Below are 16,229 nucleotides of genomic sequence, written 5' to 3'. Positions count from 1 at the left end.
CCCCTTGTAGAAGACAAGGTTGATAGGCTGGAGGTGGAAGCGCCGTGAGGCGTGCAGCTGACCAGTACTAATCGGTCGAGGGCTTATCCTAAGTAATCTTGAACTCACACACTCGCTATTCAGTTTTTGAGGAACACAGCGGTAGATCGCCTAAGTTCAGCGACGTCCTGTCGCAACGGCGATCGACTGTACATCCTGTACGTCGCCGGTGTAGCTCAGATGGTAGAGCAACTGACTTGTAATCAGTGGGTCGAGGGTTCGATTCCTTTCGCCGGCACCACCTGATACGTAAAAAAAGACCCGATCCTTTGCGGATCGGGTCTTTTTTTATTTTGCGATGCCGTCCAAAAACACGCCGGCATAGATCTCCGCCACTTTGTCGGCGCTCAGCGCCCCCTCTTCCTGGTACCAGCGGTACACCCAGTTGCACGCCCCGAGCACCGCCAGCGCCGTCATTCGCGCATGGCCCGGCCGGAATTCGCCGCGCTCGATCCCTTCTTCGATCAGCCGCGTCCAGAGGTTCAGATACAGGTCGGTCGCCTCCAACACCACCTGCTGCGGCTTCTCCCCCAGCGCCACCGACTCGCGCAAAAGCACGGTCGACAGCTGCACGTCATGCGTGATCAGCCCGAGGTGCATCTCCATCGCCTTCTTCATCTTCTCCTGCGACGACACCGCTTCCGCCAAGATCCGCTCCATCCGCAGGTTAAACTCGGTGATCGCCCGCTGGGCAACACCGAGCAGCAGATCTTCTTTCCCCGAAATGTAGTGGTACAGCGACCCTTTCTGCAGACCGACCGCATCGGCGATGTCTTGCACCGAGGTCGCGTGGTAGCCTTTTTTCTCAAACAGCTTCACCGCCGCGAGGACGATCTCCTCATATTTATTTGAAGCCATATCGGCACTTCCCTTCGGGTATAATAAGCAAAATCATACAGGGTCAGGCCCTGCCAAGTCAACAAACGGCAGTTCCACGACATAAAAAGTAGGGAGGGAGATCCCATGCGCGCACAAGTGATGATCTTCGACGTCGACGGCACGCTCTACCAAACGGAAAAAGTCGCCGTGCCCGCGTTTCGCAGCGCGTTTGATCAACTGATCGAAAAAGGCATCTACCAAGGCGACATACCGAGCCAGGAGCACATCATCTCCTGCTTCGGCATGACGATCCCTGAGCTCTGGGAGACGCTGCTCCCCAACGCCTCGATGGACGTGCGCGACCAGGCCAACGAGCTGGTGGCGCAAGCGGAGATCAGGCTGATGGAGCAAGGCAAAGGTGAGCTCTACCCCGGTGTCAAAGAGACGCTGCAACAGCTCCACAGCCAAGGCGTCAAGCTCTACACCGCCTCCAACGGGGAAAAGCGTTACGTCGAGACGGTTGCCGAGACGACCGGCATCGCTCCTTTGTTCACCAAGCTCTTCACCGCCGGCGAATACAAAACGGAGAAAAAAGAACAGCTGGTCAGACTCGTCCTCGAACACGCCGGCACCGATCAGGCGGTCATGGTCGGCGACCGCCGATCGGACATCACCGCCGGAAAAGTGAATCATCTTTTTACGGTCGGGTGTGATTTTGGTTTTGCCGGGCAGAATGAGTTAGTGGAGGCCGACCGGATCATCAACAACTTCCCTGACCTTTTGTCAAAGGTCAAAGAAGGTCAAGATAATCAAAGATAGTCAAACAAAACCCTCCGAATTGCGTGAAAAAGAGACTTGGGAAAAGGCGAGGGACTGCATATAATAAAGACAAAAGGTCAATATTAGTCAAAGTCAAACCTTCGCAGAGGAGGGGGGATAACAGGCACCATGCGCAACATCTCCGACATCATTGAACAGCATATTAAGAAAATTATGTCCGGCGCCGGAAGCGGGATCTGTGTGATCAAGCGCAGCGAGCTCGCCGACATGTTCAATTGTGTGCCCTCCCAAATCAACTACGTGATTTCCACACGCTTCACCATAGAAAAGGGCTATGTCGTCGAGTCGAAGCGAGGCGGCGGCGGTTTCATCCGCATCACCAAGGTCGGTCTTGAACTCAATCATACGTTGCACCGTGTCATCCTTGATCTGATGGGCAGTACCGTCACCGCCAAAGAAGCGGAGGGCATGATCCAGCGTCTGCATGATGAAGGTGTGCTCAGCCCCCGGGAAGCGCGCATGATGCGCTCGGTCGTCTGCACCGACATCCTGGCGCTCACGCCGGCCATCCGCGATCAGGTTCGCGCCAACTATCTCTCGGCGATGCTGGTCGCACTGCTCAAAGGATAAGCGCAGAAGGAGGAATACCGATGCTCTGTCAGCGTTGTCAACAGCGGGACTCTACGGTCCATTTTACGAAGATTCTCAACGGAGAAAAGAGCGAGATTCATCTATGCGAAACGTGTGCCCGCGAAAACGGCGAGTTCATGATAAAGCCCGGCGAAGACTTTTCCTTTCACAATCTGCTCAGCGGCTTGTTGGGATTTGAAAACGGGGGCGCCTTTGGTCAAATCGCGGGCATGCAGAAACCGCAGATCACCCGCTGCAACACCTGCGGGCTCAGCTATCAGCAGTTTGCCGAACTGGGCCGCTTCGGCTGCGCAGACTGCTACCACAGTTTCGGCCCGCGCTTAGAACCGCTGCTCCGCCGCATCCATGGCGGCGCCACCGCCCACACCGGGAAAGTGCCGCACCGGGCCGGCGGGATCATCAAGAAGCGCCTACAGATCGAATCGCTCCGCAGCGAACTCCAGCAGAAAATCCAGCTGGAACAGTTCGAAGAAGCCGCGACGCTCCGCGACCGGATTCGCGAGCTGGAACAACAAAGCGAAGCAGGAGGGAACTAAAGGATGCCGATTCATGATTTTGTACAGGACACCAGCCGCTGGATGAGCGACGAAGGCCCGTACTCGGACATCGTCATCTCCACCCGCATTCGCCTCGCCCGCAACCTGATCGAACACCCGTTCCCGATGCTGCAAAGCGAGCACCAGGCGGACGAAGTGATCGAACGAGTCCGCGCGGCGATCGGCAGCCCGGAGTTTGCTGAGCAGGGCGGCGGAAACTTCGAATTGATCCAGCTCGACACGATCACCGGCCTCGACCTGAAGACGCTGGAGGAGAAATACCTGATCTCAAGCACGATGGTCGAGCATGCGACCCGCGGTGCAGCCGCGATCCGTGAAGATGAGCTGGTCTCGATCATGATCAATGAGGAAGACCACTTACGCCTGCAGGTGCTGCTGCCGGGCTTGCAGCTGGCAGAGGCGTGGGAGACGGCGACCCGGGTCGACGACCTGCTCGAAGCCAAGCTGAACTACGCGTTCGACGAACGCTTCGGCTACCTCACCGCCTGCCCGACCAACGTCGGCACCGGCATCCGCGCATCGGTGATGCTGCATCTGCCGGCGCTCGTCGCCACCGGCCAGATCAACCGCGTGCTCTCCGCGCTCGGCCAGGTCGGACTCATCGTGCGCGGTGTGCATGGCGAAGGAACGGAAGCGATCGGCAACCTCTTTCAACTGTCCAACCAGATTACGCTGGGCGTGCCGGAAGAGGAAGTGATCCAAAGCCTCGAATCGGTGGCGCAAAAGATCATCGAGCATGAATCGCAGGCCCGCACCTATCTGATGCAGGAGAGCCGCGAAGACATCGAAGACCGCATCGCCCGCTCGTTTGGCATCCTCGCCTACGCAAGGCGTCTGTCTGCCAAAGAGACGATGCAACGCCTGTCAGACATCCGCCTCGGTATCGACCTCGGCGTGATCAAAGGCATTTCCAAAAACATTCTCAAAGAGCTGATGGTGATGACCCAGCCCGCCTTTTTGCAAAGAAAATCGGGGGTGGCGCTGGCGCCCGGAGAACGCGATTTTCGCCGGGCTGAACTGGTCCGCGACAAGCTTCGCAGCGGAGCAGGTCATATCTGATCCCGGCTTTTGAATAGACTCAAATACCGCTTGGAGGTGGATTCCTATGATGTTTGGACGTTTTACGGAGCGGGCGCAAAAGGTGCTCGCCTTGGCACAGGAAGAAGCAAGCCGTCTCGGTCATTCAGGAGTAGGCACGGAGCACATTCTGCTCGGCCTCGTTCGCGAAGGGGAAGGCATCGCGGCAAAAGCGTTGGTGTCGCTCGGCCTCTCCAGCGATAAGATTCAAAAAGAAGTCGAAAAAATCATCGGCCGCGGCCCAGGCCAGTCGGCCGGCATGGCCTACACCCCGCGCGCGAAAAAAGTGATCGAGCTCTCGATCGACGAAGCGCGCAAACTCGGCCATAACTACGTCGGCACCGAGCACATCCTGCTCGGCCTGATCCGCGAAGGCGAAGGCGTGGCGGCCCGCGTGCTCGCCAACCTCGGCGTCTCGCTGAACAAAGCCCGCCAGCAAGTCTTGCAGCTGCTCGGCGGCGACACGCACGAAGGCCATCAGGAGAACACGCAGTCGGCGAACACCCCGACCCTCGACGGTCTGGCCCGCGACCTGACCCAGATGGCCCGCGATCAGAAGCTCGACCCGGTCATCGGCCGCTCCAAGGAGATCGAACGCGTGATCCAGGTCCTGTCCCGCCGCACGAAAAACAACCCCGTCTTGATCGGCGAGCCGGGCGTCGGCAAAACGGCCATCGCGGAAGGCCTGGCCCAGCGCATCGTCGACAACGAGATCCCGGAGACCCTGCGCAACAAGCGCGTGATGGTGCTCGACATGGGCACCGTGGTCGCCGGCACGAAATACCGTGGCGAGTTCGAAGACCGCTTGAAAAAGATCATGGATGAGATCCGCGCTGCCGGCAACATCATCCTCTTTATCGACGAGCTGCACACTTTGATCGGCGCAGGCGGCGCAGAAGGCGCGATCGACGCGTCGAACATCTTGAAGCCGGCCCTCGCCCGCGGCGAGCTGCAGTGCATCGGCGCAACAACGCTTGACGAATACCGCAAGCACATCGAAAAAGATGCGGCGCTCGAACGCCGGTTCCAGCCGATCACCGTCGAACAGCCGAACAAAGAAGAAGCGATCCTGATCCTGATGGGCCTGCGTGACCGTTATGAAGCGCACCACCGCGTCAAGATTCTCGACGAAGCGATCGAAGCGGCCGTCAAGCTGTCCGACCGCTACATCACCGACCGCTTCCTGCCGGACAAAGCGATCGACCTGATCGACGAAGCGGCCTCCCGCGTGCGCCTGCGCACCTACACCCAGCCGCCGAATCTCAAGGAGCTGGAAGAAAAGCTCGAAGACATCCGCTCCGAGAAAGAGTCGGCTGTGCAGTCGCAGGAGTTTGAAACAGCAGCTTCGCTGCGCGACACCGAGCAGAAGATCCGCGAAGAGCTGGAAAACCGCAAGCAAGAGTGGCAGTCCAACCAAGTGAAGAAAGACTCGGAAGTCACCGCGGAAGACATCGCCGACATCGTCGCCTCCTGGACCGGCGTCCCGGTCAAGAAGCTGGAAGAAGAAGAGTCGGAGCGCCTGCTGAAGATGGAAGAGATCCTGCATGAGCGCGTCATCGGCCAAGACGAAGCGGTCAAATCGATCTCCCGCTCGATCCGCCGCGCCCGTGCCGGCTTGAAAGATCCGAAGCGCCCGATCGGCTCCTTCATCTTCCTCGGCCCGACCGGCGTCGGGAAGACGGAGCTGGCGAAGTCGCTTGCCGAAGTCATGTTCGGCGACGAGAACGCCATCATCCGCATCGACATGTCCGAATACGGTGAGCGCCATTCCACCGCGCGCCTGGTCGGAGCGCCTCCGGGCTATGTCGGCTACGAAGAAGGCGGCCAGCTCACCGAGAAGATCCGCCGCAAACCGTACTCCGTCGTGCTGTTCGACGAGATCGAAAAAGCGCACCCGGAAGTGTTCAACGTGCTTTTGCAAGTCCTCGATGACGGCCGCCTGACCGACTCCAAAGGCCGCACCGTCGACTTCCGCAACTCGGTGATCATCATGACCTCGAACGTCGGGGCTGCGGCGATCAAAAAGGGCGGCGCCCTCGGCTTCACCGCCAACAAAGAGGCGAACTACATCGACATGAAGGACCGCGTGATGGAAGAGCTGAAAAAGCAGTTCCGTCCGGAGTTCCTCAACCGTATCGATGACACGATCGTCTTCCACCAGCTGGAAGAGATCCACATCAAAGAGATCGTGACCTTGATGAGCGACGAACTGGGCCGCCGCCTGCGCGAGAACGACATCCACTTCGACCTCACAGAAGAGGCGAAGGCATTCCTCGCCAAGGAAGGCTACGATCCGCAATACGGCGCCCGCCCGCTGAAGCGTGCGATCCAGCGTCACATCGAAGACCAGCTGTCGGAAGCGCTGCTCTCCGGTGCGGTCAAAAAAGGCGACCATGTGCTGATCGATGCGGCAGACGGCCGTCTGGAAGTGAAAAATCAAGGGGCGGCGTCAACCACCGTCTAAGCTTGAAGTTTTGAAAAGAGACCCGGTACGTCTTCGGCCAACCGGGTCTCTTTTGCTGAGATCTGATCAGAACTGCCCTTGTTGATTCATACTCTTTCCTATATGATGAAGATTGGAACCTTTTTGTAGGACATCTCAGAATGGGGACAATTATGGCAAAGTATAAATCAAAATTTGTGTGCCAAGACTGTGGATATGAAAGTCCCAAATGGATGGGCAAATGTCCGGGATGCGGCCAGTGGAACACGATGGCCGAAGAAGTTGTGAGCAAGCCTTCTGCGCAGGTCAGCTCGCAAATCTTGCAGCAGTCCGAGCCTGCCATTGCACATAAGATCACCGAGATCGACACGGTGGACGAAGCGCGCACGCACAGCGGGCTCGCCGAATTCGACCGCGTGCTCGGCGGCGGTGTCGTCAAAGGATCGCTCGTGCTCGTTGGCGGCGACCCGGGGATCGGGAAATCGACATTGCTGCTCCAAACGTCCAACTCCATCGCCGCGCGCGGGCACAAAGTGCTCTACGTATCGGGCGAGGAATCGGCGAAGCAGATCAAGCTGCGCGCCGACCGTCTGGAAGCGCTGTCTGACAATCTGTACATTTTGCCGGAGACCGATCTGGAGCGGGTCGAACAGCACATCAAGCTGGTCAACCCCGATTTTCTGATCGTCGACTCCATTCAGACTGTCTATCGCCCCGGTCTGCAGTCTGCGCCGGGCAGCGTTGGGCAGGTCCGCGAGTGCACCGCATTTTTGTTGCGCATTGCCAAGTCGCTGGAGATCGCCACGTTCATCGTCGGCCACGTCACCAAAGAAGGCGCGATCGCAGGTCCCCGTATGCTTGAGCACATGGTCGATGCCGTGCTGTATTTTGAAGGCGAGCGCCACCACACCTACCGCATCCTGCGGGCGGTGAAGAACCGCTTCGGCTCGACCAATGAGATCGGGATCTTCGAGATGCGGGAAAAAGGCTTGGAAGAAGTGCACAACCCGTCCGAACTGTTTCTCTCTGAACGTCCGCACGGCGTCGCAGGCTCCTGCGTCATCGCCAGCATGGAGGGCACGCGCCCGGTGCTGGTCGAGATCCAGGCGCTGGTCACGCCCTCCAGCTATGGCAACCCGCGCCGCATGGCGACGGGTCTGGATCACAACCGCGTCAGCCTGATCATGGCGGTGCTGGAGAAGCGGATGGGGCTATACCTGCAGTCGCAGGATGCATATGTCAACGTGGCAGGCGGCGTCCGTCTCGACGAACCGGCGTGCGATCTCGGGATCGCTTTGGCGCTCGGATCGTCGTTTCGGGAGAAGGCGATGGGGCCGACCGACTGTTTCATCGGTGAAGTCGGACTGACCGGCGAAGTGCGCGGCGTTTCGCGCATCGAGCAGCGGGTCCGGGAAGCGATGAAGCTCGGCTTCACCCGGGTCATCGTGCCAACGAAAAACCTGCGCGGCTGGCAGCCCCCGGCCGACATACAAGTGATCGGCGTTGAGACGGTACAGGAGGCGTTCCAAGTAGCTTTAGGGGGATGACAGGGATGAGAGATGATTTGAAAAAAGAAAACCTGATCAACAAAATCCTCCGCTTCATCGCACCTGGCACCCCGCTGCGGGACGGCTTGGAGAATGTTCTGCGGGCGAAGACGGGTGCTTTGATTGTGATCGGCAATTCTCCACAGGTGATGGAGATCGTTGACGGCGGGTTTTCGATCAACTGCGAATTTTCTTCGGCCGGCATGTATGAACTGGCCAAAATGGACGGAGCAATCATTCTGTCCGACGACGGCAAGCGGATTCTGTATGCGAACACGCAGCTCAATCCCGACCCGTCGATCCCGTCTTTCGAGACGGGCACGCGCCATCGCACGGCGGAGCGCGTGGCGAAGCAGACCGGCCACTTGGTCGTCTGCATCTCACAGCGCCGCGATGTGATCACGCTGTACCAGTCCAACTTCCGCTATACGCTCAAAGACATCGGCGTGATTTTGACCAAAGCCAATCAGGCGATCAACACGCTGGAGAAGTACAAATCGGTGCTTGACCAGGCGATGACCAACTTGTCCGCGCTGGAATTTGAAGAGCTGGTCACGCTGCATGAAGTGGCGCTCGTCATTCAGCGCATCGAGATGGTGCTGCGCATCAAGTCGGAGATTCGCCGCTACATCACCGAACTCGGCACGGAAGGCCGTCTGATTTCGATGCAGCTCGAGGAATTGGTCTCGAAAGTGGATGAAGAAGCGTATCTATTGGTGAAGGACTATTGCCGAGACCTCGATGTGACGCCGCACCATATTTTGCAAGAGCTGCACGCGCTCAATTCGGATGACTTGCTGGAAAGCAACATGCTGGTGAGAGTTTTGGGCTACTCGGGGAACATTAACATTACCGAAGAGCCTGTCTCGTCGCGCGGATACCGGATATTGAACAAGATTCCGCGCCTCCCGCAGCCGGTCATCGAAAACTTGGTTGAAACTTTCAACGCTCTGCCACGTATTTTAACTGCGAGCATCGAAGAGCTCGATGATGTCGAAGGCATCGGTGAAGTCCGGGCCCGCGCCATCAAAGAAGGGCTCAAACGCATTTCCGAACAGGTGTTTATCGATCGGCATATCTAGCCTGTCGGAGAGGGAGGTACGTACCTTATGCTAGTACGTCGCGCATTACCGAGCATGTTTACCGTCGGGAACTTATTTTTAGGTATTATTTCGATTATCGTCGCATTCCAAGGCAACTTCGACTGGGCAGCCCTGCTGGTCATCATCGGCATGCTGCTCGACGGGCTGGACGGCCGGGTCGCAAGGATGCTGAACGCACAGAGCGAATTTGGCAAAGAGCTCGACTCACTGTCCGACGTGATTTCGTTTGGCGTGGCACCGGCCTTTATCATGTACGGCGTGGTGCTGAACGAGATGGGCTGGATCGGCGCGGTGATCACCGCCGTGTTCCCGATCTGCGGCGCGCTGCGCCTCGCGCGCTTCAACGTCGCCACCGGCTCGCCGAACTATTTTATCGGCCTGCCGATCACCGCAGCCGGCGGTGTGCTGGCCACGCTGGCGCTCTATCATAGCCTGCTGCCGGCGCCGAACATCACCTTGCCCTTGTTCATGGTGTTCCTCGCTTATCTGATGGTCTCGAACATCAAGTACCCCAACTTCAAAAAAGTCGGGATTCCGAAATCGGCGTACTACATCGTGCCGCTGATTCTCTTGATCGTGCTGACCACCTTTATGTTCTGGCCCCAATACGTGAACCGGCTGATCTTCCTGCCGCTTGCTTGCTACGCGCTGTACGGCGTGTTAAAAAAAAACGGTAAGAAGAAGTCCCGAAAAACGGAAGTTGTGGAAGATCCGTACGAAACGATCGCGAAGTAAATCGATCAAGTAAAAATTACCTGCCAGAAAAGCCGCGAAGGGATGAAACCCTGGCGGCTTTTCTGCGTATGTATGGGGTACGGACCGTTGCTGGGCGTCAGGTTCGACATAATTTGACTTTTTATTGACGAATCGTGTCTGGCTGTGGTAGTATAGATCATTTAAAATTGACTGTCCGGTCTATCTGTGTTATGCTGGACTATGAACTCATCAAAGACGTCATCGGACGTCTTCTTTTCTTACGCGACGTTTTGACAGCAGTTTCCTTGTCTATAATGCATGATATGGAGGTGACATTCCTGTGTTAAAACGCATTGTGCATCTGTTTTTCGCCGTGATCGGGATTGTGCTTGGCTATCAGTATGCACCGGGTCTGTTCAGTCTGATCTCGCTGGATATCAACCCGTTTGTCCATCCGATCTTCGGAGCGGTGCTGGGCGGTTCGCTGTTCATTCTGGCCACGAGCTGGTTCGTTGATTATACGGTGAGCTTGATCAAATGGTTCGAAGAGAAGATGATCAAAACTCCGTTCCCCGACGTGATCGCCGGCGCGTTCGGGATGGTTCTCGGTCTTATCATTGCGTACCTGATGGCTCCGGCCATCGCGCTGATTCCGGTCGTCGGCAGCGTCGTTCAATTTTTCGCGAGCGTGTTGCTGGCCTACATGGGCTATCGCTTCTTCTTCACCAAACGCGAAGACTTGATGAACTTCTTCCCCGGCCGGCTGGGCGGCAAAGAGAGGGCCAAGGCGGAAGAGAAGCACCGTCCGGGCGAAGCGAAGATCCTCGATACGAGCGTGATCATCGACGGCCGCATCGCCGACATCGTGAAGACAGAATTCCTCGACGGCGTGCTCGTCATTCCGTCTTTCGTGCTGGAGGAGCTGCAGCACATCGCCGACTCGTCCGACGTGCTCAAGCGCAACCGCGGCCGCCGCGGGCTGGACATCCTGAACAAGATCCAGAAGGAGCTGAAGATCAAAGTTCAGGTCATGGAGATCGACTTCGAGGAGATCCAAGAGGTGGATTCCAAGCTGGTGCGCCTCGCCAAGCAGATCAACGGGAAGGTCGTCACCAACGACTTCAACCTGAACAAAGTCTGCGAACTGCAAGGCGTCGGTGTCCTGAACATCAACGATCTCGCCAACGCGGTGAAGCCGGTCGTACTGCCCGGCGAAGAGATCTTCGTCCAAGTGATCAAAGACGGCAAGGAGCACAACCAAGGGGTCGGCTACCTCGATGACGGCACGATGATCGTCGTCGAAGGCGGACGCGACTTCATCGGCACCCGCCTCGAGGTGCTGGTGACCTCGGTGCTGCAGACGTCTGCCGGGCGGATGATTTTTGCCAAGCCGAAGATGCTGGAGCGTGCTTTGTAACGATGTGAGCGCCGTACCCTCGTGGTGCGGCGCTTTTTCCTGATGAAAGAGGGGATTGTGCCATGCATACAGAAGTGATTGTAGTCGCGGCCGGCAGCGGTTCGCGCATGGGCAGCGACATCAAGAAACAATACCTGCCGCTGGCAGGTGCACCGATCCTGATCCGCACGCTGCAGGCGCTCGCCGCCTGTTCGGCAGTCGATCGGATGGTTCTCGTCGTCTCGGAAGATGATAGGGAGTATGTACATACGTTGTGCCGGGAGCACGACATTGCGAAAATCGGCGCGATCGTCGCCGGGGGCCGGGAACGGCAAGACTCGGTGCGGCAGGGACTGGCCGCTTTGGATGGCCAGACGGAACTGGTCGCCGTCCACGATGCGGCGCGTCCGCTCGTCACCGCAGAAGAGGTGGAGCAAGTGCTGGCCGCAGCCCGAGCTGGCGGCGCGGCGACGCTTGGCGTGCCGCTCAAAGACACGATCAAGCGCGTCGAAGGCACGCGGGTCCAAGAGACGTTGCCGCGCAGTGAGCTGTTTGCTGTGCACACACCGCAGGCGTTTCACCGCTCGATCCTGGAAGCTGCCCATCAGAGATCGTTTCTGGCGGGCGGCAGCAGCACCGATGACGCCTCGCTCGTCGAAGCGGCGGGCGTGTCGGTGCAGATGGTCGAAGGGCGCTACACCAATTTGAAAATCACCACGCCGGACGATCTGGTGATCGCCGAGGCGTTATGGAAAGCGAAAGGGGAACATGTGCGATGATGCGAGTGGGCATGGGCTATGATGTGCACCAACTGGTCGAAGGGCGCGACCTGATCCTGGGCGGTGTGCTGATTCCACATGAAAAAGGGCTGCTCGGCCATTCCGATGCGGACGTTTTGCTGCATGCGATCAAAGACGCGCTGCTCGGCGCGATCGCCGAGGGCGATATCGGCAAGCATTTTCCGGATACGGACCCGCGTTTCAAAGGGGCAGACTCGGTCCGGCTGCTCCAACACGTCTGGGGCATGGTCAAAGAGCGCGGCTATGCGCTGGCCAACCTCGACTGTGTTGTGATGGCGGAGCGTCCGAAATTGCGTCCGTACATCGATGAGATGCGCGGCGTGATCGCCCGCGAGCTGGAAGCGGAGCTCGGGCAGGTCAACGTCAAAGCGACGACGAACGAAAAACTCGGCTTTGTCGGCCGCGAAGAAGGCATGGCAGCCCAAGCGGTGGTGCTTCTCGTCAAACAATCCTAAACCTGATACAATGAGTAGAATCTATTTTTCATGGGGGTCCTGACAATGACGGTACGTTTACGTTATGCACCAAGTCCGACCGGACATTTACATATCGGCGGCGCGCGCACCGCGCTGTTCAACTATCTGTACGCCAAGAAACACGGCGGCACTTACATCCTGCGCATCGAGGACACCGACCAGGCGCGCAACAAAGAGAACGCGGAGCAAGGCTTTATGAAAGGCTTCCGCTGGCTCGGCCTGAACTGGGATGAAGGCCCGGAAGCGGGCGGCGAATACGGCCCGTACTCCTGCATGGAGCGCCTCGACATCTACCAGCAGCGCATCGACCGGCTGCTGGAAAGCGGACAAGCGTACGCCTGCTACTGCACGGAAGAAGAGCTGGAAGCGGAGCGCGAAGAGCTGATGGCCAAAGGCGAACTGCCGCGCTACCTCGGCAAATGCCGCCATCTGACGGCGGAAGACCGCGCGCAGCACGAGAGCGCCGGCCGCAAGCGGACGATCCGTTTCCGCGTGCCGGAAGACAAGATCTACTCCTTCCATGACATGATCCGCGGCACGGTGGAATTCGAATCGAACGGCATCGGCGATTTTGTCATCGTCAAATCGGACGGCATCCCGACCTACAACTTTGCCGTCACCGTCGATGATGCGCTGATGAAGATCACCCACGTCGCACGCGGTGAAGAGCATCTCTCCAACACCCCGCGCCAGCTGATGATCTACGAAGCGTTCGGCTGGACGCAGCCGGAGTTCGCGCACCTGCCCCTGATCCTGAACGAGACCGGCAAGAAGCTGTCCAAGCGCGACGAGTCGATCGTTCAATTCATCGAGCAGTACGAAGAGCTCGGCTACCTGCCGGAAGCGATTAACAACTTCCTGGCGCTGCTGGGCTGGTCCCCGACCGTTGAGCAGGAGATCTTCTCGCTGGACGAACTGGTCGAACAGTTCTCCTTCGACCGCGTGTCCAAGTCCGGAGCGATTTTTGACAAAGACAAGCTGGCGTGGATGAACGGCCAGTACATCAAGGCGGCCGACCTCGACCGCATCGTCGACCTCGCCATCCCGTTCCTGCAGTCGGCCGGCCGCATCGGCACCGACTTCGACCGCGCATGGGTCGCGCAGCTCGTCGCCCTGTACAAAGACGGGATGCTCGCCGTTTCAGAAATTGTGACCCTGTCGGAGATGTTCTTCACCGATGGAGTTGCATACGATGAAGAAGCGCAAGCGGTCTTGGCGGAAGAGACGGCTCCGATCGTGCTGAAAGCGTTCCGCGACAAAGTGCTGGCGCTGGAAACGTACACCGCCGACACGATCCAAGCGGCGCTGAAAGAAGTGCAAAAAGAGACCGGCATCAAAGGCAAAGGGCTGTTCATGCCGACCCGCGTGGCGGCGACCGGCCAGCTGCACGGCCGCGACCTCAACCAGACCCTCGCGCTGCTCGGCCAGGCAAAAGTGGCGGAGCGCATCGGGAAGTTGATCGAACTGTAAGCTTTTGTTAGGATAGAGAGACAGAAAAGGCAAGATCCAAAAGATCATGCGCAAGGAAGAAGTAGAGAAGCACGCCCTGACAGAGAGCACCGCCGTGAGCGCTTTTGAAGCAGCACTCGCGGGTGAGAGCGGTTGCGAGGAGACGGCTGCTTGAATGCGCCTTGCGGTTTGCGGGAGGAAATGCCCGACGGTTCACCTCCGTTAGCAGGTGCAGAAGCGGACGCTTTTGGTGAAAAGCATCATGCAAGGCGTCAAGCAGAGTGGAACCACGGCATATCGACCGTCTCTGTCTATCGGCAGAGGCGGTTTTTTATTTGGGGAGGAGTGGATGGTCATGTTCAGACGGATGCGCGAAGATATCCAAGTCATTTTTGACCGTGACCCGGCGGCGCGGTCCGCATTGGAAGTGGTGTTGACCTACTCGGGGCTGCACGCGATATGGGCGTATCGCCTGTCCAATTGGCTGTGGAAAGCCAACCTGCGCACACTGGCCCGCCTGAACTCGCAACTGGCGCGCTGGGTGACCGGGATCGAGATCCATCCGGGAGCGACGATCGGACGTCGCCTGTTCATCGACCATGGGATGGCTGTGGTGATCGGGGAGACGGCGGAGATCGGGAATGACTGCACGCTGTATCAGGGTGTGACGCTGGGCGGCACGGGCAAAGAGAAAGGCAAACGCCATCCGACGCTCGGCGACAATGTGCTGGTCGCATCGGGCGCAAAAGTGCTCGGATCGTTCACGATCGGCGCAGGCTCGAAAATCGGCGCCGGGTCGGTCGTGCTGCGCGAAGTGCCGCCCAACTCAACGGTGGTCGGCATCCCGGGCAAAGTGGTCATTCAGGACGGCCGTCGCGTGGACGATATGGAGCAGTGCAACTTGCCCGACCCTGTGGCCGAACAGATCAAACAGCTGCAGCAACAGATCGATGACTTGAAGCACGAATTGGAAACACTACGCAGACAAGAAGGAGGAGTGCGCGATGTCAATACAAGTCTATAACTCATTGACACGTCAAAAAGAGCCGTTTCAAAGCTTGGAGCCTGGCAAAGTCAAAATGTACGTGTGCGGCCCGACCGTCTATAACTATTTTCATATTGGCAATGCGCGGCCGTTCGTCGTGTTCGATATGATCCGCCGCTATTTTGAATATAAAGGTTATGAAGTCAATTATGTGCAGAACTTTACCGATGTCGATGACAAGATCATCAAGCGCGGTCAAGAAGAGGGTCTGACGCCGCAGGAAGTCGCCGACAAATACATCGACAGCTACTATGCCGATGCGGACGCGCTGCATGTGCGCCGCGCCACCGCCCATCCGCGGGTGACCGAAGAGATGGGGGAGATCATCGCTTTTATCGAGGACCTGATCTCGCGCGGCCATGCCTACGAAGCGCAAGGCGATGTCTATTTTGACACGACGACGTTCGAAGGTTACGGCAAGCTGTCCGGCCAGACGCTGGAGAACCTGATCGCCGGAGCCCGCGTGGAAGTGAGCGACCTGAAGCGCCACCAGACCGACTTTGCGCTGTGGAAATCGGCGAAGCAAGGTGAGATCGCCTGGGAGTCGCCGTGGGGTCCGGGCCGCCCGGGCTGGCACATCGAGTGCTCCGCGATGAGCATGAAATACCTCGGCGAGCAGATCGACATCCATGGCGGCGGCGTCGACCTGACCTTCCCGCACCATGAGAATGAGCTGGCCCAGACGGAAGCTTGCACGCACAAGCCGTTCGCCACCTATTGGATGCACAACGCTTTTGTGAACCTCGGCAATGAGAAGATGTCCAAGTCGACCGGCAATTTCCTGACCGCCCGCGACCTGCTGCAAAAATATGACGGGTCGGTGCTGCGCTTCCTGCTCTTGTCGGCGCACTACCGCAACCCGGTCAATTTTTCCGAAGAGCTGGCGGAGAATGCGAAGGCAGGCTATGAGCGGATCACGACGGCGATGCTGAACCTGAAACACCGAGTAGAGAGCGCAGCGGAAGGTCATGCTGATACTGTGGACGCTGACAAATACCGCGCGGCATTTGAAGCGGCGATGAACGACGATTTCAACTCCGCCGATGCGATCACGGCGATCTTTGACCTCGTGTCGGATGCCAATGTGTATCTGCGGGGTGAGCAGGTGGAGCGCGGGGCGCTGCTTGCGTATCTGCAGCTGATCGAAGAGTTCCTCGCGGTGCTGGCGCTGGCGCCGGCCGATGAGGAAGCCGGGCTGGATGCGCAGGTGGATGCGTTGATCCAAGAGCGCAACGAAGCCCGCACGTCGAAAAACTGGGCCCGTGCCGACGAGATCCGCGAAGAGCTGACCGCGATGGGCATCGTGCTGGAAGACACGCCGCAGGGTGTGCGCTGGAAACGGAAGTGATAA

General features: G+C 58.2%; 15 protein-coding genes, 1 tRNA gene and 1 rRNA gene. 16 read left to right on the top strand and 1 reads right to left on the bottom strand.

Annotated features, from left to right (window positions below):
• Positions 1 to 91, top strand: a 23S ribosomal RNA gene (locus EV586_RS19660); the annotation flags it as partial.
• Positions 92 to 204: 113 nt separating this feature from the next.
• Positions 205 to 280, top strand: a tRNA-Thr gene (locus tag EV586_RS19655).
• A gap of 47 nt (positions 281 to 327) precedes the next feature.
• Here EV586_RS19655 and EV586_RS19650 read toward each other — a convergent pair.
• Positions 328 to 897: a TetR/AcrR family transcriptional regulator gene (locus tag EV586_RS19650; protein WP_132946774.1), complete on the bottom strand. Its 570-nt coding sequence runs from the start codon at positions 895 to 897 to the stop codon at positions 328 to 330.
• Positions 898 to 1,002: 105 nt separating this feature from the next.
• Between EV586_RS19650 and EV586_RS19645 the strand changes: the two genes are divergently transcribed.
• From EV586_RS19645 to cysS, 14 genes are all read left to right on the top strand, one after another.
• Positions 1,003 to 1,677: an HAD family hydrolase gene (locus tag EV586_RS19645; protein ID WP_132946773.1), complete on the top strand. Its 675-nt coding sequence runs from the start codon at positions 1,003 to 1,005 to the stop codon at positions 1,675 to 1,677.
• A 129-nt stretch (positions 1,678 to 1,806) separates the two neighbouring features.
• A complete protein-coding gene (locus tag EV586_RS19640) occupies positions 1,807 to 2,268 on the top strand; it encodes a CtsR family transcriptional regulator (RefSeq protein ID WP_132946772.1) in 462 nt (153 codons plus the stop codon).
• Positions 2,269 to 2,288: 20 nt separating this feature from the next.
• Complete coding sequence (mcsA, locus tag EV586_RS19635; protein WP_132946771.1) at positions 2,289 to 2,825, top strand: protein-arginine kinase activator protein McsA; 537 nt, start codon at positions 2,289 to 2,291, stop codon at positions 2,823 to 2,825.
• Between the two features lie 3 nt (positions 2,826 to 2,828).
• Complete coding sequence (locus EV586_RS19630; RefSeq protein WP_132946770.1) at positions 2,829 to 3,905, top strand: protein arginine kinase; 1,077 nt, start codon at positions 2,829 to 2,831, stop codon at positions 3,903 to 3,905.
• A 46-nt stretch (positions 3,906 to 3,951) separates the two neighbouring features.
• Positions 3,952 to 6,387 carry an ATP-dependent Clp protease ATP-binding subunit gene (locus EV586_RS19625; protein ID WP_132946769.1) on the top strand — a complete coding sequence of 812 codons (2,436 nt, stop codon included), beginning with the start codon at positions 3,952 to 3,954 and terminating at the stop codon, positions 6,385 to 6,387.
• Positions 6,388 to 6,539: 152 nt separating this feature from the next.
• The gene (radA, locus tag EV586_RS19620) at positions 6,540 to 7,913 is read left to right on the top strand and encodes a DNA repair protein RadA (RefSeq protein WP_132946768.1); all 1,374 of its coding nucleotides are present in this window, start codon (positions 6,540 to 6,542) and stop codon (positions 7,911 to 7,913) included.
• Positions 7,914 to 7,918: 5 nt separating this feature from the next.
• The gene (gene disA, locus EV586_RS19615; RefSeq protein WP_132946767.1) at positions 7,919 to 8,995 is read left to right on the top strand and encodes a DNA integrity scanning diadenylate cyclase DisA; all 1,077 of its coding nucleotides are present in this window, start codon (positions 7,919 to 7,921) and stop codon (positions 8,993 to 8,995) included.
• Between the two features lie 27 nt (positions 8,996 to 9,022).
• Positions 9,023 to 9,751 (top strand): CDP-diacylglycerol--serine O-phosphatidyltransferase, encoded by a 729-nt coding sequence (pssA, locus tag EV586_RS19610; RefSeq protein WP_132946766.1) that lies wholly within the window; start codon positions 9,023 to 9,025, stop codon positions 9,749 to 9,751.
• 301 nt (positions 9,752 to 10,052) lie between these two features.
• Complete coding sequence (locus tag EV586_RS19605) at positions 10,053 to 11,129, top strand: PIN/TRAM domain-containing protein (protein WP_132946765.1); 1,077 nt, start codon at positions 10,053 to 10,055, stop codon at positions 11,127 to 11,129.
• Positions 11,130 to 11,191: 62 nt separating this feature from the next.
• Positions 11,192 to 11,887, top strand: a complete 696-nt coding sequence (gene ispD, locus EV586_RS19600) for a 2-C-methyl-D-erythritol 4-phosphate cytidylyltransferase (RefSeq protein WP_132946764.1) — start codon at positions 11,192 to 11,194, stop codon at positions 11,885 to 11,887.
• Positions 11,884 to 12,363 (top strand): 2-C-methyl-D-erythritol 2,4-cyclodiphosphate synthase, encoded by a 480-nt coding sequence (ispF, locus tag EV586_RS19595; RefSeq protein WP_132946763.1) that lies wholly within the window; start codon positions 11,884 to 11,886, stop codon positions 12,361 to 12,363. The genes ispD and ispF overlap by 4 nt, the downstream gene beginning before the upstream one ends.
• Before the next feature lie 39 nt (positions 12,364 to 12,402).
• Positions 12,403 to 13,854: a glutamate--tRNA ligase gene (gene gltX / locus EV586_RS19590; RefSeq protein ID WP_132946776.1), complete on the top strand. Its 1,452-nt coding sequence runs from the start codon at positions 12,403 to 12,405 to the stop codon at positions 13,852 to 13,854.
• A 334-nt stretch (positions 13,855 to 14,188) separates the two neighbouring features.
• A complete protein-coding gene (cysE, locus tag EV586_RS19585) occupies positions 14,189 to 14,857 on the top strand; it encodes a serine O-acetyltransferase (protein ID WP_132946762.1) in 669 nt (222 codons plus the stop codon).
• Positions 14,838 to 16,226: a cysteine--tRNA ligase gene (gene cysS, locus EV586_RS19580; protein WP_132946761.1), complete on the top strand. Its 1,389-nt coding sequence runs from the start codon at positions 14,838 to 14,840 to the stop codon at positions 16,224 to 16,226. The genes cysE and cysS overlap by 20 nt, the downstream gene beginning before the upstream one ends.
• The last annotated feature ends 3 nt before the right edge of the window (positions 16,227 to 16,229 follow it).

The sequence above is a fragment of the Tumebacillus sp. BK434 genome, from assembly GCF_004340785.1.
Taxonomy (GTDB): Bacteria; Bacillota; Bacilli; order Tumebacillales; family Tumebacillaceae; genus Tumebacillus_A.
The sequence above is the reverse complement of the archived record's forward strand: the minus strand, read 5'-3'. Positions and strand labels throughout refer to the sequence as shown.

What these genes read in the sequence shown, in the direction of transcription:
- EV586_RS19650 (WP_132946774.1), bottom strand. Translation starts at nt 897, where the DNA reads ATGGCTTCAAATAAATATGAGGAGATCGTCCTCGCGGCGGTGAAGCTG.
- EV586_RS19645 (WP_132946773.1), top strand. Translation starts at nt 1,003, where the DNA reads ATGCGCGCACAAGTGATGATCTTCGACGTCGACGGCACGCTCTACCAA.
- EV586_RS19640 (WP_132946772.1), top strand. Translation starts at nt 1,807, where the DNA reads ATGCGCAACATCTCCGACATCATTGAACAGCATATTAAGAAAATTATG.
- mcsA (WP_132946771.1), top strand. Translation starts at nt 2,289, where the DNA reads ATGCTCTGTCAGCGTTGTCAACAGCGGGACTCTACGGTCCATTTTACG.
- EV586_RS19630 (WP_132946770.1), top strand. Translation starts at nt 2,829, where the DNA reads ATGCCGATTCATGATTTTGTACAGGACACCAGCCGCTGGATGAGCGAC.
- EV586_RS19625 (WP_132946769.1), top strand. Translation starts at nt 3,952, where the DNA reads ATGATGTTTGGACGTTTTACGGAGCGGGCGCAAAAGGTGCTCGCCTTG.
- radA (WP_132946768.1), top strand. Translation starts at nt 6,540, where the DNA reads ATGGCAAAGTATAAATCAAAATTTGTGTGCCAAGACTGTGGATATGAA.
- disA (WP_132946767.1), top strand. Translation starts at nt 7,919, where the DNA reads ATGAGAGATGATTTGAAAAAAGAAAACCTGATCAACAAAATCCTCCGC.
- pssA (WP_132946766.1), top strand. Translation starts at nt 9,023, where the DNA reads ATGCTAGTACGTCGCGCATTACCGAGCATGTTTACCGTCGGGAACTTA.
- ispD (WP_132946764.1), top strand. Translation starts at nt 11,192, where the DNA reads ATGCATACAGAAGTGATTGTAGTCGCGGCCGGCAGCGGTTCGCGCATG.
- ispF (WP_132946763.1), top strand. Translation starts at nt 11,884, where the DNA reads ATGATGCGAGTGGGCATGGGCTATGATGTGCACCAACTGGTCGAAGGG.
- cysE (WP_132946762.1), top strand. Translation starts at nt 14,189, where the DNA reads ATGTTCAGACGGATGCGCGAAGATATCCAAGTCATTTTTGACCGTGAC.
- cysS (WP_132946761.1), top strand. Translation starts at nt 14,838, where the DNA reads ATGTCAATACAAGTCTATAACTCATTGACACGTCAAAAAGAGCCGTTT.